Source organism: Paenibacillus sp. FSL H8-0548, from assembly GCF_038630985.1.
Lineage (GTDB): Bacteria > Bacillota > Bacilli > Paenibacillales > Paenibacillaceae > Pristimantibacillus.
The window spans coordinates 112776-128952 of the sequence record NZ_CP152049.1 but is presented as its reverse complement, the minus strand read 5'-3'; the positions used below and the strand labels follow the sequence as shown (position 1 = coordinate 128952).

Sequence of the window (16177 nt, the reverse complement as noted above, 5' to 3'; positions counted from 1 at the left end):
CTGTTTCACCCCGTTGTATTTACTACCAGTTCGGCAATTTTGTCCGATGGATAATAATGCATTCCTGCTGTTGTACTCGCTGCGTCTGCAGATTTCATCTTTATAGCTCGGCTTGCTGCATGAAGCATTGCACGAGCCACATCCTCGCCCTTAATTGGACGATACTTGCGCATGCGACCCACCATCGCAAATTGCAAGCCCTTCGACATCCATGCACCAAAAGTCTCGCCGGGACGGGACAAAGCCCGCTCTCCAAGCAGCAGGGATGGCTGGAATATTTGAATTTGCGGTATACTCAGCTTAACAAGGGCATCCTGCAGCTCGCCCTTCACTCTGCTGTAAAACACCCTTGAGCTCGAGGAGGCCCCCATAGCGGTAACCACAGAAAATAAGGAGGCATGCGTGCGTTCCGCAAACCGCGCCAAAGTGAGCGGGTACTCATAGTCTACCTTACGGAAGGCTTCTTTTGTTTTGGCTGCCTTAATTGTAGTGCCAAGCGTACAAAAAACAACATCAGCGTTTGTGTGCTCCAATACCTGATCCAGCTCGTCCAAGGATGCAACGATCAGATGCAGCTTAGTGAGTTCACTTGGACTGCCGAGCCTCGCAGCTTCTATCGGTCGTCTGGAGACAACGGTGATTTTAAGCACAGCAGGATCTCGAATCAACTGCTCCAGCAAAGCGATGCCAATGAGACCCGTTGCCCCTACCAGCAAGGTGGTAAAGCCCTCCGAACCATTAGAAGGATTGCTGCTCTTCAGAGTACTCTTCTTGTTGCTTACAGCTTGCATCATAGACCACTTCTCCTTCACTTATTTCATTAGGAGTCCGATCTCGTACCTATTGTCCTAGTATAACGCTCTCAGCCTCTTCTTTCAAAGCAGGCAGCAGCAGATGCACGGTTGTCCCCACATTTACCTGGCTCTTAATATCCAGCGTGCCGCGGTGGCTGTTAATAATACGCTGGCTGACCATAATGCCAAGCCCTGTACCCGTTTCCTTTCCCGTAAAGAAGGGGTCTCCAATCTTAGGTATCATGTCGTCGGGAATCCCTACACCCTCATCTGTAATTATAATTGAAATATAATCTCGCTTATGCGTAATATAATTATGAATTTTTCCACCGCTCGGCATAGCCTCAATTGCATTTTTCAATAAATTAATAAAAACCTGCTTTAATTGGTTCTCCTCGCATGAGATTAGGCAGTTCTCCTCTGTAAAGGAAACTCTAAACTCGATATTATGGAGCAGAGCTTCACTATTCATGAACGCCATCACATCTCGCAAAACATTCCTCACGTCCTTGGCAACGAACCTTGTGGCCTGCGGTTTAGCCAATATTAGAAATTCGCCGACAATTAAATTAATGCGATCAAGCTCCGATAGCATAAGAGACACATGCGAGAGCACCAGCTTCTTGCTCTCTTGCTGAAGCTGAAGGAAACCTCGCAGCGTCGTAAGCGGATTTCTAATTTCATGAGCAACGCCAGCTGCCAGCTGTCCGACTGTCGTCAGCTTCTCCGACCTGCGCAGCAGCTCCTCCATCTTATTTCGACTGCGCATATCCCTTGAAATACTTGCAAACGCACGAATCGTTCCATCCGTATCACGTATTGGCGAAATCGTTACGCTTACAGGAATCAGCTCTCCTGTCTTCGTAACACACATTGTTTCCTGTGATGGCAGCGCTCTTCCCAGCAATAGCTGGTTCAGCATATGTTTCATCTCCGCACGATGCGAGTCAGGGAGAATAGGATAAATAAGCCCAATTGCCTCCTCCTCCTCATAGCCAAAAAGCTGCTCAAACGCACGGTTTACTTGAATGATTTTTCCATCTAAATCATTAAGGTGAATCGCATCGCTCGTATTGTTAATAAAGGACTCCAAATGTTCCTTCATCCGTCGGTTTTCCTCAAACGCTCTGCGCAGCTTATTCATATAAATACTTAAGTTTTGCGACATGGCATTCACCTTAAGTGCTAGCAATCCAAACTCATCCTTGCGCTTAATGCGAATAGGCTGTTGGAAGCGTGCGGATGAGACCTCATTTACCTTCCATAAAATATCCTTTATCGGTCTAATCATTACACCGACCAGCCAGTAGCTGATGATAAGTACAAGCAGCATTGTGATGCCTGTATAAATGAGGGAATGATTTCGTCTGGCAGCAACCAAACTATTAATCCCATCACCATCATACACAACGCTTATAATATAGTTATCGTTTTGATTATCCGAGTAGTAGCTGCGATAATAAGTCTCATCATTTATCCGCATCTTACGCAGCTCAAAGCCGGTATTCTTAATATCCGGTATAATTAAATGATCCGTCACGGAGTTCTTGTACGTGTAAGTACCGAAAGGGACAGCGAGCGTGTCTTGATCAAATACCGTTATTTCCTTTATATTTGGGTTTAATGATTTTACGATTTCAAATAGCTGCTCCAGAGCCGTATGCTCCTCTTCTGAAAGAAGGTAGCCATCGCCTGGCTGCTCATCGAATGAGGAAAAAACACCTGAAACGTGCACAGATGTATCCTGCATGGCACGACGAGCATGCTCCTTCATCCCTTGGATCATTGAATATTCATTCAAAATATGATGGAGTATAAAAAACGTCAATACAGTAAGAGTAATCAAGACGGAAAATTTCATCTTAATTGACAATGAATGACACATCCTTTTTATACAAGAGCGTTTATTAACATCTTATACACACTATCCACAATATTTAAGCACACACCTGAATAATTTGTTAGTATTTTTGTGTATATCGATTTAGTTATCCACAAAGTTATCCACTACATGTTAACAACAGAATATTTGTTCGTTGTATATTCATCATCATTCAAAGGAGTTCATGTACATGACTAGAGAACAAGAAGATCAGCATTGGATGCTGGAAGCCATAGAAGAGGCAAAAAAAGCCGAACAAATTGGAGAAGTTCCTATCGGGGCTGTTATCGTTAAAGATAATGAAATTATCGGGAGAGGCTACAATTTGAGAGAAACGCGGTTTGATCCGACCGCGCATGCTGAAATGGTGGCCATACGTGACGCCTGCGATCGCATTGGCGCATGGAGGTTATTGGACTGTACGCTGTATGTCACGCTAGAGCCTTGTCCCATGTGCGCCGGCGCAATTGTACAAGCACGCGTTAAACGCGTAGTTTACGGAACGGCTGATCCTAAAGCCGGCTGTGCCGGGACGCTCATGAATTTACTGCAAGAGCCCCGTTTCAACCATGAAACGGAGCTCACAAATGGTATTTTACAGCCTGAATGCGCTTATCTTTTAACACAATTCTTCCGTCGACTTCGCGGAAAATAGTTTTTTACAAATCGTCCCGGCTTATCGTGATATGTGTTAGCTCGTTTCTTTGTATATGCTGTAGCGCAACTATAAGTTGATCGGCCTCTTCGCTAACTGCCAGAACATCCGGATCTGTCAGGCTGCCGCGCGCTTCGGCTATTTCGTGAAGCTTTGACCGCAGCGACTGCAATTGTTTAAGCAAGTGTTTTTTGTCCATAGCTCGCTTCGGGGCACGCTCCTTATCTAGCACTCGTGTGGTAATGCCTCTATTATACTCCGTGTATAATAAGGAGTTTGTAAAATTTTGTCGACAAACACTAACAATTTTCAGGCAATTTTCGACAAAAAAGGGGTTTTGATCCCGTTTTATAGTTCCATTTCACTATAAAAATCGATCAGATTTTGGAAATGTTTCTTTCCTTTCCACATCGCTCTCAATAAATTATGTCTCCAATTTTAATGATATTGATAATCATAATCATTTAATGTATAATTTAACTAATTACTTATTTATAGTGGAGTGCATGCCAAATGAGTTCTGCAGATAAGCTACAAACCTTTTTGACGCTGGCCGACTGCCGCTCTTTTACTGAAACGGCAAAGATTCTTTATACCTCTCAGCCTACGGTCAGCAATCATATACAGCAGCTCGAAAATCAGTACGGTACAGCCTTATTCAATCGTTCGGGAAAAAGCATCGCTTTAACACAAAAAGGTAGAATACTATATGACTACGCTTTAAAGATCACATCACTGTATAAGGAGGCCGCTGACCGTCTTCAGCACGATGCTCCACAAACGCCAAATATCTATGTCAGCCATTATTTAGGCACCTATGTACTGCCTGAGCTTATTATGCGCTTTAATGACAAATATCCAGAAAAATCTTCGCTGCTGCGTACCTGTGACTATGTCGAATTAAACAATAATTTGCTGCATAAAAAAACAAATTTCGCTATTATGCCACTCTATGAAACCGATAGCTCTATCCATTCTGACTATGAAATAGAACCCCTCTTTGCCGAGGATCTGCTGCTCGTCGCATCGCCGGAGCACCTATGGAACAAGCGCAAAATGTTATATATCAGAGACTTAAATCACAAGCGTCTGCTTGTTCCTGAGAACGATTATATTCGGTCCACTTTAGTCCAGGCCTTAAAGCGCAATCATGTAAATGTAGATATCGTATATAAACAAAGTCTTGAAGATATTAAAGATGAAGTCGCACAAGAAAGTAGCATTGCTTATCTTCCCTATTATTCTGTGAACAAAAGTATTGCTAGCGGTACGCTTATTACACGCCCAATTGCGGGCATGCAAATGAAACGAAGCAGCGGATTTGTCATACGCAAAAACATAACGCTCACAGAACAAGAGCAGGCCTTCTATTCCTTTATTAAACAAGCATTCTAGCTCCGGTTTACAGTACAGAAAAAACACAAATAGGATTAGAGCAAGAGCAGGCGCATCCCATGCGCCTGCTCTTGTCTTTTTGTTATTTTATATGGGCCAAAGATCCGCCTATCAGCCAGCATTATGAGGATAAATCCATTTGTATTATAAGAAAGTATGAAGTAAAATTATTTAAACCATAAATCAAAATAGTCACTGAAACAAACACAATTTGGAAGTCAGGATGTGCCTTTGTGAATAATAAAGCTGTTATTTTAGGATGTAATTATTATATTGGTTTAAGTACGATTCGTTGCTTAGGAATTAACGGAGTACATACTGTTGCTGTTGACTATTCAACTAAAGATACGTATGGTGCCGATTCAAAATATACATCTGAGAAGCTGATCTCCCCTCATTACAAGGAAGATACGGCCGCATTCATTCGTTTCTTAAAAGATTATGCACGTAAGCAAAGCGCTCCTCCAGTGCTTATTCCATGTCATGATTCTTATCTCGAGGTTATTGATGCGCATCTGGAAGAGTTAAGAGAGCATTATCTGATTCCGCAGGATGTGCCTGGCATATATTCAGATATGATGAACAAAGAGGTATTACAGCGCCTCTCACTCGAGAACGGTGTTGCCGTCCCAGAAACAGTTCGCGTAGATGAAGAGCAATTCTATGAAAAAATTGATCAAGTCATTAAATATCCTTGTATTGTAAAGCCAACGGACTCCCCTTCCTTCGTAGCCAAGTTCAGAAGGAAGCTATTCAAGGTAAACAACCGTGTAGAGCTTGAAGATGCACTCACCAAAGCAAAGGACGCTCAGCTCGAGGTTATCGTGCAGCGAATCATTCCAGGTTTTGACGATCATATGTATACTTTTGACGCTTATTTAAATCAGGATTCCAAAGTGACGCACTGGGTGACCTGTCAGAAATTCCGCCAATACCCGATTAACTTCGGCGCTTCGGTTTATACTGGCCAGCGCTATGTGCAGGAGCTATTTGATATCGGCGCACCTTTCCTTGAGAAGATGAAATGGAAGGGATTCGCGGAGATTGAATTTAAGAAGGATGCTGAAACGGGGAAATTTTATTTAATTGAGGTCAACTGTAGAATTACGAATCTCAATAATTTGCTGTACAAGGTAGGCGTGAATATACCGTGGATTACCTATCAAGAGCTGACTGGCAGCAACCTTGTACCGCCTAAAGCCGTCAAAGAGAATACGAACCGTGTATTCTGGTACGGGTACGAGGATATGCTCGCCGTTCGTGATTATATTAAGACAGGCCAACTGACCCGCAAGCAAGTATTTTTATCGTTGTTTAAGCCAAAGGCTTATGCCATTTGGGACTGGAAGGACCCTAAGCCAGCCTTCTCTTATGCTGCAATTATAGGCGGCAAGCTGGCAAAAAAACTTATGAGAAGATAATTTCTGCCAACAAAACTGGTCAATAGAATGGAGCTGGTCGTATGTTGTTGACCTCCTTAATTAAAGATCTTGCTTACACGCTTCTAAAAGGTGACTTACATACCGAAATAAGCTCGCTTGCCTATGACTCCAGGGAGGTCAAAGCAGGTGGTGTATTTGTAGCCATTTCTGGATTTTCAGTCGATGGGCACCGCTTCATAGATAAAGCGCTTGAGCTTGGTGCGACCGTTATCGTTGTAGAGAAGGATTTTAGGGTCACCGCCGATGTGACAGTGCTTCGAGTTGACGACACGCGTGAAGCACTTGCCCGTTTAGCGGCAAATTTCTATCAGCGCCCGACGGAGCAGATGAATTTACTCGGCATCACAGGCACAAACGGGAAGACCTCGATTACTTATTTTCTAAAATCTATTTTCGAGCAAACAGGAACCTCTCTCGGCATTATCGGAACCATTGGGACAGTTATCGGAGACAGGACATTCCAAAACAAAAATACAACGCCTGAATCCCTTAATCTGCAGCATATTTTCGCCGATATGATTGAAGCCCATACCAAGCATTGCGTAATGGAGGTCTCCTCTCATGCGCTTAATTTGAATCGCGTCGCGCATTCCAGCTTCAACACGGGAATTTTCACGAATCTAACGCCCGATCATCTGGAACTGCATCATACGATGGAGGAATATTTCGAAGCCAAGGCTAAGCTGTTTGCGATGACAACCGATTACAATATTATTAACGCAGACGATCCGTATGGCAAAATTCTAATGGATCGTTTAAGAAATCAAGGCCCAGGTCTGATCACTTACGCCATTGAGCAGGAAGCAGACATTTACGCCACAGACATCAGCTATTTTGCCGACTACACAACCTACACCGTCAATACGCCAAAAGGCAGCATACCCATTATGGTAAATCTCCCTGGCGCAATTTACGTATATAACAGCTTAGCCGCTATTGCCACCGCTTATTGCAATCAGTTCAGCCTACAGCAAATTGCAGATGGCATTGCAGCGGTCACTGGTATTAAAGGCCGGCTCGAGGTCGTTTATCAGGATGAGGATAATAAAATCATCGTCGATTTCGCGCATACCGAGGACAGCTTGGAGAAAGCTTTAACAACTATACGTCCTTTTACTGCAGGCAAAATCATTCTTGTATTCGGCGTATATGCCGCTGATGGTGAATCGGGCACTGAGAAGCGCAGATCGATGGCTAAGGTTGCCGCTACGTTCGCGGATTTTTCCGTGATCACCTCAGATAATCCGAAAGAGCAGGATAATACGCTTATTATACGAGAAATTGTGGAAGGCATTGAGGCCTATCATGGTGCCTACGAGGCTGTCGTCGACCGAAGAGATGCCATTGCCTTTGCTATTGAAATAAGCCAAAAGGGCGATGTTATTCTCATTGCGGGCAAAGGACATGAAACGACGCAAATTATCGGCAAAACGGAGATCCCTTTTAATGAACCGGAAATCGTAAAGGAACTTATGCGGAAAACAAAGTAACAGCGTATTAAACAATATAGTAAATGAAAGGTATCTCCTATGTGCGGTTTTGTAGGTTTTGCAGACAGTCGTCCAGACGCTGATCAAGTATCCATCATCAAAGAGATGATGGATACGATCGTTCATAGAGGTCCTGACAGCGGCGGCATTTATTCGGATGAAGAGGTAACACTAGGCTTTCGACGCCTGAAAATCATCGACATGTCTGAAGCCGCCAGCCAGCCCATGTACAATGAAGACAAAAGCTGTGTTCTTGTCTTTAACGGGGAAATTTATAATTATCATGAGCTTAGAGAAGAGCTGCTGCAGAGAGGACATACCTTTGTAAGTCATACGGATAGCGAAGTCATCATCCATGCTTACGAAGAGTATGGGGTCGAGCTTCTTCAGAGGCTCCGGGGCATGTTTGCTTTTGCGATATGGGATACGAAAAAGGAAACGATGTTCCTCGCCAGAGATTTCTTTGGCATTAAGCCGCTTTATTACACACAAAATACATCGGATCATTCCTTCCTTTTCGGCTCCGAAATCAAAGCATTTCTGAAGCAGCCCGCCTTTAAGAAAGAGCTGAATAAGGATGCGCTTAAGCCTTATCTCACCTTTCAATATTCCGTGATGGATGAAACTTTTTTCAAAGGCGTCTATAAATTGAAGCCCGGCCATTATATGATTTACAATAAAGGCTCGCTGGAAATTACGCCTTACTGGGATGCCAGCTTTGAAGCAGAAGAAAATAGCCTGTCCTATTATGTCGACCAAATCAAAAGCACCGTGAAAAATTCCGTCGAATATCACCAAATTAGCGATGTAGAGGTTGGGTCTTTTTTATCAGGCGGGATTGATTCCAGCTATATTACGGCTTTGCTTAAGCCTAGCAAAACATTTTCCGTCGGCTTTCAGGACTATGAAGGCAACTTTAACGAAACGAATCTGGCTAAGGATTTATCTGATCTTTTGAATATTGAAAATCACAGGAAACTAGTCACCGCTGATGAATGCTTTGAAATGCTGCCAATGATCCAGTATCATATGGATGAGCCGCAGTCCAATCCCTCTTCTGTTCCTTTATATTTCTTGGCAGAGCTGGCGAGCAAGCATGTAACGGTGGTGTTGTCAGGCGAAGGCGCAGACGAAATATTTGGCGGCTATGACTGGTATGATACGACTCCTGCTATGAAGAAATATAGGAAATTGCCCTTTGTCGTTCGGCGGCCGCTCTCTTTCATAAGCAGCAAGCTTCCTAAAAATAGAATTACGAGCTTCGTTATGAAGGGTGGACAGCGAGTCGAAGAACGTTTTATCGGACAAGCTCATGTCTTCGACGAGGCTGATGCGTTAGCGGTATTGAAGGAGGACTACAAGCACGGGCCTTCTGTACAGAGCATTACAAGGAAAGTATACGAGCAAGTACGCGGCAAAGACGATATTACAAAAATGCAATATATCGATTTGAAGCTTTGGCTCCCAGGCGACATTCTTCTTAAGGCAGATAAAATGAGTCTTGCGCACTCCATCGAGCTGCGAGTTCCTTTTTTAGATAAAGTGGTCATGGGTTTAGCAACGAAGCTGCCGACGGATCTCCGTGTACACCCGAGCCAGACGAAGTATGCCTTGCGTACTGCGGCGAAGGAAGTACTTCCGGACGAATGGGCGAATAGACCTAAGGTCGGATTCCCTGTGCCCATCAGACACTGGCTGAAGCAAGACAAATATTATACGCTTGTGAAGGATATGTTTCTATCCGACCGGGCCAAGCATTTCTTTCATACCGATCAGCTTCTGAATTATTTGGATGCACACTATACGGGCAAACACAACTACGCTAGATACATTTGGACGGTATACGTATTCCTGATTTGGCATAAAACTTTCTTTGAGCAAGCGTGAACAGCTGCCTCCCATTATGGCTGCTAAAGCTGATTACACACTGTAGCAACTAAAACAGCAATACAGTAAAGGGAACCCAACATGAAGAGAATCATAACACTGCTGGTATTACTAGGTATTATCTTTTTAGTTTATACGTTGTATAACAAAGAAAACGCTAAGGACATAAATAAAGAAACTGTTATAAAACCAGAAACGGCGTCGCCTGCACCCGAAATCAAGCAAGGAACAATTACGATTATCAATCTAGATGAAGCAACCCAGCAGCCCATTAAAGATGCTGTTTTTACAATCCAGGCTGCGGATCGTACGGCCGTCATTGATACAATAACGACCGATGCAGAGGGCAAAGCAACGTCTCGTTTGCTTGATTACGGAACAAATTATACAATTAAACAGCAGACAGTGAGCTTGCCTTATCAATTGTCGGAAGAAGTGCATCAGTTGATTGTGGATGCGCCTAATCTACAGGTGTCGGCTGCGAATCCCGTTCTTCGTCATGTTAAAAATTTCGAGAGGGCTGACGACGGTTCTCTTGCCATTACGAGTGTCTACATTGACGTTAAGACCGTTATGCAGAAGCCTGAGCTGCCTAATGGCTGTGAGATTACCTCTTTAACCGCTGTTCTTAATTATTACGGACATGACGTTACAAAAACAGAAATGGCAGATGTTTATTTGCCGAAGCAGGCATTTTATTCTAAAAATAATAAGCTATATGGACCTAACCCATATATAGCTTACGCCGGTGACCCTAGAGAACTAAAGGGCGGTTTTTTCAGCTTTGCGCCTCCAATTGTGGACGCAGCCAACCTGTATTTCGATGCCTTCTCGCTTAGCGGCAGCACGGCCGATATTAGCGGAAGCACGAGAGAACAAATGATCGAGCAGCTAAGCAAAGGGATTCCCGTTGTTACTTGGATTACGCTTGATCTGTCGCCGCCAAAGGTAAATTATAGTTGGTATTTCAGCGATACAGGCGAATATTATGCGGCACCGGTAAATTTGCACGTAGTTGTATTAAATGGCTATGAGGACGGAATCGTACATGTCATGAATCCGTTAGAGGGCCAAGTCAGCTACGATGCCGATACCTTTTTTAATAGCTATGACGAAATGGGCAGCCATGCTATGATTGTCGGTAAATCACTCACTTAAAATAAACACTTCATCAAAAGTAGGTTGAACTATGGAAGCTAAAAGCTTAGGAATCATAGGTGGGATGGGGCCAAAGGCGACATCTGTATTTTTCGATATGATTATCGAACAGACCGCGGCAGAGCGTGATCAAGAACATATTGATATCGTTATTCTCAACCATGCCACCTTACCGGATCGAACAAGTGTCATACTGAGCAACGAAGGTGGTCGTTTCCTTGAATCGGTCGCTAAGGATTTGAAGCTTCTAGAAGCGGCGGGTGTTGCAAATATTGCAATCCCTTGCAATACATCACATTATTTTTATACAGATATGCAGCAGCTGACAAACATCAATATCATTAATATGGTGGATGAGACTCTTAAAGTCATTTACGAAACCTATGGTGAGCATTGTAAAGTCGGTATTTTGGCTACAAACGGAACGGTCAGCAGCGGGGTCTACCGTAAAGGCTGCGCTCAATACAATATGCAGCTCCATGAGCCTAGCGATGAAATTCAAGAGCATGTCATGGACATTATTTACAACAAGGTTAAACGCAATTTGCCAGTTAAGCCATTCGAATTTGAAGGCATTATCAATCAAATGCTGGACCACGAGCAGTGCCAGTGTGTCATCATTGCCTGCACGGAGCTATCCTGTATTCCCATCCAAGCTGCAGTAGCCAAAAACTGTGTAGACGCCATGGCTGTGCTCGTTCAGAAGTCGATTGAGCTCTCAGGGAAGCAGTCTGTGGTGAAATAGCGGTATATCGATGATGCACGACTACAAAAAAACAGAAGCCAGAGATTCATCTCTGGCTTCTGTTTTTTTTCTGACTCAACCTATCGTTTTCAGAGACGACTGTGCATTGCAGCTAAGGTTTCACGCTAGTTTTATCAAAGTCTTTGCCTAAGCGCGTAGATAAATAGCTGCGATTAGCCAAAATCCGCTCATCCGATGGTCTAAATTGTGCTGCCTTTTCATTATGCTCATATGCTTTTTCATACTGTCCAATACGATCATAACAAACACATAGCTGCAGATGGGGCAGCCATGTGGAGCATGCTAGGTTCTCAAAGCCCCAGCTGTGATCATTTCTCTCTGCGCTTAACGCCAGCTTATACCAGAAGATCGCAAGCTTGGGCTCCCTTTGTTGTAAGAAATGATAGCCTAAACGGCAGCAAAATTCCGGACGAGGATTATCGTAATGAAAGGATCGGAAGATGGAGTCGACCATGCTTCTCACTTCCTGGAGTTTATTATAACAATCGGCTAGTCTGCTGCAGGCAGCTATATTGTCCTCCAGCCATCCTTTTCCTGTCGCAAGAAACTTATCATAGTACCTTACAGCCGCGTCGAATTCACCATGATCCTTAAGCTCATTGGCATAATAAAACAAATCGCGCGGAGAGAAAACTTCCCCTTCTGCCAATCGTTTCTCATAAATGTTTAAATTACGATCGCTGTCATGATGAAGACTGCTATGGGTTACTGCTGCATCGCTGTGAATAATATTCCCATAAACCCGAAGGTATTCATGCACCGGACCAATCCATTGAAAAGCTCGTTCCCGCTTTACTATTCGGTTTCGCCTTAATTTGGATGTTACGTTGCCAAATTCATCGAACGCTAGATGATATTCCATCGAAACCGAATCAACGCTAGGGTCCAAATTTCGTTTTAAATTAATCAGCTTCTGCTGATCCTTCTCCTTCAAAACATCGTCCGCATCCAGCCACATAATATAGGATTTCGTTGCCAAAGAAAAAGCAAAGTTGCGAGCTGCCGCAAAATCATCAATCCATGTAAAATGTTCGATTCGATCCGTGTATTCACCAGCGACCTGCTTCGTTGAATCTGTCGAGCCTGTGTCTACAATAATAATCTCATCAGCGATGTCCTTCACTGAGGAAAGACATCGCCCGAGCGTTTTTTCTTCATTTTTTACAATTAAGCACAAGCTGATCGTAATCAATAAAATCACGCTCCTGCGAGTTGATCATATTGATTCATCATATTCCCGTACTTTTTTCCTGTTACTCCGCTATATCTGCTTCGTGTGCTCTTACTTCCAATATGGCAGGCAGCTCCTTAAAGAAAACATCAACCACCTGTGGATCAAAATGGCGTCCCCGCTCTTCCTTAATGAGCCCCAGTATGCGATCAAGCTCCCATGCCGCTTTATACACGCGGGAGCTGCCGAGTGCGTCAAAGACATCTGCAAGCGCCGTTATCCGTCCATAAACATGAATCGCTTCGCCTTTAAGCCCTCGCGGGTAACCTGAGCCGTCCCACTTCTCATGATGCTGCCAAGCTACAATAGCTGCCGCCTGCAACAGCTGCCTCTTCGAATTACGCAGAAGATGGTAGCCAATATCGGCGTGATGCTTCATCTGCTCAAATTCATCCTCGGTGAGTTTCCCAGGCTTATTCAGCACAGAGTCCGGTATTGCTACCTTCCCTATATCATGCATGGGCGAGGCACTGCGCAGCATGTCTGCTTCTGTCTCACTCATACCCATTCCCAATGCCAAAATATAAGAATACTGTGCCACTCGTTTTACATGATTACCCGTTTCCTTCGAGCGGCCTTCACCGATCTTCCCCATAGCTAAAATAATCTCTTTTTGCGTTTCAACAATTTCCTCATTTAACATAAATGATTCTAGAGATTTACCTGAGTAGGATGCAGCAAGCGATAAATATTCCATATCTTGGGTCGAAAATATTTGTTTCTCCGTCAATTTATTTATGGCTTGATATGCTCCGATAACCTCTCCCTGATTATTGCGAAAAGGAATCGTCATAATCGACTTTGTACGGTAGCCTGTTTTTTTGTCACTTTCCTGGTTATGCCTGGAGTCTTCATAAGCATCGTCTATAAAAATCGGCTGCCCCGTGCTTATTGCGGTTCCTACCAGCCCGCTTCCATAAGGAACTCGAATTTCCTGTACACCATGAGCCACCACAGTAAACAATTCATTGCGCAGCGCGTCAATTAGCCATACTGTACAACGGTCTGCAACTACCATTTCTCTGCCCATATTGGCCATTAAAACAAGAATAGAATCCAATCTTTTCTCATTGGCTATCTTTGCTGTATACTCAAAAATGACCTTTAACAATAGCTCAGGCGTTAAGTCGAATTTATAAGAGTAGGATTCATCGATTGTATCATCCATGCAGGGACTCCTTCGGCCGTTCAGACTCATAATCTTTAAGCTATTCGCCTACATTGACAATAAATCCTGCTAATCCGTTCTATAAAAGGACTTTTTTCGACAAAAAATATTGTTTTTTTCTATCTGTTATTATTTTATTCCATCTCAGTTCCAACTCTTATTGTAATTTCAGACGACAATCTTGCGCTTCGTACTGTTATCGTGATAAAATTACTTTTGCTGCGCGTCCGTAGCTCATCCGGATAGAGCAAACGTTTCCTAAACGTTAGGTGGGAGGTTCGAGCCCTCTCGGGCGCGCCATTTCTATACGACTATTCAAGCCTATTGCTGTCAACAGCAATAGGCTTTTGTTATTCCCGCTTCGAAGGTGCGTAAGCCATAACCTCCATCTCAATGAGATAGGGTCCAAGTCCGCTGAATACAGTGATTCGAGCCGGGTACGGCTTAGTAATCAGCTTTGCGTACACTTCATTATAAGCGGCCTGATCCTCTAGCTGGCTTAGATGAGTGGTCACCTTTACGATATGCTCCAGCGACAAGCCTACCTCCTGCAAAATAACCTCAATATTGCGAATGCATTGCGCCGTCTGCTCCTCAATACCACCAACCGGCTCTAAGGTTTCCGGATTTACGCCAACCTGGCCAGCTACATATACGAAATCGCCTGCCTGTACAGCGTGCGAGAATGGCAGTGGAAATTGCGGTGCACGCGCTGATGTAATAACTGTTGTCATTTTTTCATTCCTCCCGCTTCTTCCTAATGAATCTGAGCAGACATTCGGTGCCAGCTTGTTGCCTGTTGAAACTTACTTCCCAGTGCAAGGAGCGTTTCCTCGCCCATCAGCGGACCTGCCAGCTGCATCCCTATCGGCAGCTGCCTCGAAGCTTCGATACCAATAGGGATTGTCATTGCCGGCAGTCCGGCATTCGTGAATGGGCCGTTAAACATTGGACTTCCCGTCTTATAGCCAGGCAACGCGAGTGTGGGCGTCGAGGGAGTCAGCAGCGCGTCAACCTCTGTAAATAAACGCATCATCTCATTTCGGAAAACAGTCCGCACCCGCTGTGCCTGTAAATAATCTACTGCGCTAAGCTCATAGCCTAGCTCGAGCTGCTCCCGCATTGCAGATCCGTAATCATCTGCCCTCGTCTTATAGTTTTCCATATGATAGGCAGCCCCCTCGGCACGCATCGTCATCCGATGTGCCGCGACAGCCTCTTGCATGCAATCCGGGAGCTTTACCCTTTTAAACTGAACACCAAGACTCTTTAGCACCTCAATCGCCGATTCCACTGCAGCTGTAATTGCAGGCTCCTCTGCCAAAAAAAACGAATCAGGCAGCCCAACAACCATGCCCCTTATATCTCGATCAATCCCAGAAGTAAACCTCGGCGCTTCGCCAGGCAAAGTGGCTGGATCGCGAGAATCCCATCCCGCTAGTGCCTCAAGCGTAATGGCCGTATCCTCGACCGTCCTCGTGAAGCAGCCAATGTGATCCAGCGTCCAACTGGCATAGAAGACACCGTATCGGCTAATCCTTCCAAAGGTAGGCTTCATGCAAGTGAGTCCGTTGTACGCGGCAGGCCTAATAAGCGATCCGAAGGTTTGTGTTCCAAGCGTAAATGCAGCCATACCGGCAGATACTGCAGCCGCCGAACCTGAGCTGGAGCCGCCGGGCGTATGCGATAAATTCCACGGATTGCGCGTTGGCGGCTCACCGCCCTGATAGGCGAATTCCGTTGTCGTTGTTTTACCAAGCAACACTGCCCCAGCATCCGTCAGCCGTTCAATTACAGCGGCATTCGTACTCGGTACATAATCCGGAGCCACCTGCGAGCCGCCTGAAGTACGTAGGCCTTCCGTGCATATAATATCCTTGGCACCATACGGGATGCCGTGCAGCGGGCCGCGGTAATTTCCATTCATCAGCTCCCGCTCCGCCTTCTTGGCCGCCTTTATGGCTGCCTCAGGCGTCACGGTCACCCAGGCCTGTACACGGCTCTCTACAGCATCAATACGCTTCAAGTGTGCTTCCGTTAGCTCTACTGGAGAGAGACATTTAGTCCGTATTAACGTGGCAGCCTCTGCCATGCCAAGCTCATGCAGCTGTGTCGAAATCATCAAGCAAGCACTCCTCTAGATGCCAGCATCGGCAAGGTGTCATCAGAAACCCGGAACGCTCGAAGCAGCAGCAGCTCTGACTCATAACTTTTTCTTTCCTCGACCGTCACATATCCATCTCTATATTTACTTTTTTCCTGAGCCATAAACACCATGTATTTATCCTGCTGCTCTACATTCATGACAA

At 44.7% G+C, this 16177-nt stretch carries 15 protein-coding genes and 1 tRNA gene; 8 read left to right on the top strand and 8 right to left on the bottom strand.

Annotated elements, in window-relative coordinates; genetic code table 11:
• Positions 1–5 precede the first annotated feature (5 nt).
• Together MHI37_RS00625 and MHI37_RS00620 are read right to left on the bottom strand one after the other, a co-directional pair.
• Positions 6–794, bottom strand: a complete 789-nt coding sequence (locus MHI37_RS00625; RefSeq protein WP_256710585.1) for an NAD(P)H-binding protein — start codon at positions 792–794, stop codon at positions 6–8.
• Positions 795–840: 46 nt separating this feature from the next.
• A complete protein-coding gene (locus tag MHI37_RS00620; protein ID WP_076337840.1) occupies positions 841–2667 on the bottom strand; it encodes an ATP-binding protein in 1827 nt (608 codons plus the stop codon).
• 199 nt (positions 2668–2866) lie between these two features.
• Between MHI37_RS00620 and tadA the strand changes: the two genes are divergently transcribed.
• Entirely contained in the window at positions 2867–3331 is a 465-nt protein-coding gene (tadA, locus tag MHI37_RS00615) for a tRNA adenosine(34) deaminase TadA (RefSeq protein WP_076337839.1), read from the top strand.
• Between the two features lie 4 nt (positions 3332–3335).
• On the opposite strand, the gene MHI37_RS00610 is transcribed toward tadA, so the two are convergent.
• Positions 3336–3530 (bottom strand): aspartyl-phosphate phosphatase Spo0E family protein, encoded by a 195-nt coding sequence (locus MHI37_RS00610; RefSeq protein ID WP_076337838.1) that lies wholly within the window; start codon positions 3528–3530, stop codon positions 3336–3338.
• 314 nt (positions 3531–3844) lie between these two features.
• Here MHI37_RS00610 and MHI37_RS00605 point away from each other — a divergent pair, with 314 nt between their 5' ends.
• From MHI37_RS00605 to MHI37_RS00580, 6 genes are all read left to right on the top strand, one after another.
• Positions 3845–4726 (top strand): LysR family transcriptional regulator, encoded by an 882-nt coding sequence (locus tag MHI37_RS00605; protein ID WP_076337837.1) that lies wholly within the window; start codon positions 3845–3847, stop codon positions 4724–4726.
• Between the two features lie 233 nt (positions 4727–4959).
• Positions 4960–6147, top strand: a complete 1188-nt coding sequence (locus tag MHI37_RS00600; RefSeq protein ID WP_076337836.1) for a carboxylate--amine ligase — start codon at positions 4960–4962, stop codon at positions 6145–6147.
• A gap of 41 nt (positions 6148–6188) precedes the next feature.
• On the top strand, positions 6189–7658 hold the full coding sequence (locus MHI37_RS00595; protein ID WP_076337835.1) for a UDP-N-acetylmuramoyl-L-alanyl-D-glutamate--2,6-diaminopimelate ligase: 1470 nt from the start codon (positions 6189–6191) through the stop codon (positions 7656–7658).
• Positions 7659–7697: 39 nt separating this feature from the next.
• Positions 7698–9545 (top strand): asparagine synthase (glutamine-hydrolyzing), encoded by a 1848-nt coding sequence (gene asnB, locus MHI37_RS00590; protein ID WP_076337834.1) that lies wholly within the window; start codon positions 7698–7700, stop codon positions 9543–9545.
• An 81-nt stretch (positions 9546–9626) separates the two neighbouring features.
• Positions 9627–10703, top strand: a complete 1077-nt coding sequence (locus MHI37_RS00585; protein WP_076337833.1) for a C39 family peptidase — start codon at positions 9627–9629, stop codon at positions 10701–10703.
• A gap of 31 nt (positions 10704–10734) precedes the next feature.
• A complete protein-coding gene (locus tag MHI37_RS00580; RefSeq protein ID WP_076337832.1) occupies positions 10735–11448 on the top strand; it encodes an amino acid racemase in 714 nt (237 codons plus the stop codon).
• A 112-nt stretch (positions 11449–11560) separates the two neighbouring features.
• Here the strand turns inward: MHI37_RS00580 and MHI37_RS00575 are convergent, their stop codons facing one another.
• Together MHI37_RS00575 and MHI37_RS00570 are read right to left on the bottom strand one after the other, a co-directional pair.
• Complete coding sequence (locus tag MHI37_RS00575) at positions 11561–12661, bottom strand: glycosyltransferase (RefSeq protein ID WP_076337831.1); 1101 nt, start codon at positions 12659–12661, stop codon at positions 11561–11563.
• Between the two features lie 61 nt (positions 12662–12722).
• Positions 12723–13868, bottom strand: coding sequence for an HD domain-containing phosphohydrolase (locus tag MHI37_RS00570; protein WP_076337830.1), 1146 nt, complete (start codon positions 13866–13868; stop codon positions 12723–12725).
• 223 nt (positions 13869–14091) lie between these two features.
• On the opposite strand from MHI37_RS00570, the gene MHI37_RS00565 reads away from it, so the two are divergent.
• Positions 14092–14168 (top strand) — tRNA-Arg (locus tag MHI37_RS00565).
• 50 nt (positions 14169–14218) lie between these two features.
• Here the strand turns inward: MHI37_RS00565 and MHI37_RS00560 are convergent.
• From MHI37_RS00560 to MHI37_RS00550, 3 genes are read right to left on the bottom strand one after another with little or no spacing between them, the layout of a single operon-like run.
• Positions 14219–14602, bottom strand: coding sequence for a Rid family hydrolase (locus MHI37_RS00560; RefSeq protein WP_076337829.1), 384 nt, complete (start codon positions 14600–14602; stop codon positions 14219–14221).
• Positions 14603–14625: 23 nt separating this feature from the next.
• Entirely contained in the window at positions 14626–15990 is a 1365-nt protein-coding gene (locus tag MHI37_RS00555) for an amidase (protein WP_076337828.1), read from the bottom strand.
• On the bottom strand, positions 15990–16172 hold the full coding sequence (locus tag MHI37_RS00550; RefSeq protein WP_076337827.1) for a hypothetical protein: 183 nt from the start codon (positions 16170–16172) through the stop codon (positions 15990–15992). The genes MHI37_RS00555 and MHI37_RS00550 overlap by 1 nt, the downstream gene beginning before the upstream one ends.
• Positions 16173–16177: the final 5 nt, after the last annotated feature.